The sequence below is a fragment of the Bowmanella yangjiangensis genome, from assembly GCF_017255015.1.
GTDB classification, from domain to species: Bacteria; Pseudomonadota; Gammaproteobacteria; order Enterobacterales; family Alteromonadaceae; genus Bowmanella; species Bowmanella yangjiangensis.
The window spans coordinates 1-345 of the sequence record NZ_JAFKCS010000776.1 but is presented as its reverse complement, the minus strand read 5'-3'; the positions used below and the strand labels follow the sequence as shown (position 1 = coordinate 345).

At 64.3% G+C, this 345-nt stretch carries 1 protein-coding gene; it reads left to right on the top strand.

Annotation, left to right across the window (positions count from 1 at the left end):
* A partial coding sequence (locus J0A65_RS26630) for a TonB-dependent receptor domain-containing protein (RefSeq protein ID WP_206597180.1) occupies window positions 1-333 on the top strand: 333 nt, incomplete at its 5' end.
* Window positions 334-345: the final 12 nt, after the last annotated feature.

Genomic DNA, 345 nt, shown 5'->3' with positions numbered 1-345 from the left:
AATGACGGCAACGAGGGCAAGGAGCCGAAGGACACGCCGCGCCACATGGCCGCGCTGTGGCTGGACTACAACCTGCCGTCGGGTCTCGGTTTTGGCGCCGGCGCCCGCTACACCGGCAGCGTATATGGCAACGACATGAACACGGTGAAGAGCGACGACTACACCCTGTTCGACGCTGGCGTGCACTACGACTTCGCCGGTGAGCTGGATGGCGTGCGCCTGGCCGTCAACGCGCGCAACCTGACCGACAAGCAGTACGTCAACTGTCAGGACGGCTACTGCTACCGTGGCGAGGCGCGCAGCCTGATCACCAGCCTGAGCTACAGCTGGTGAGCGCGCTGAACT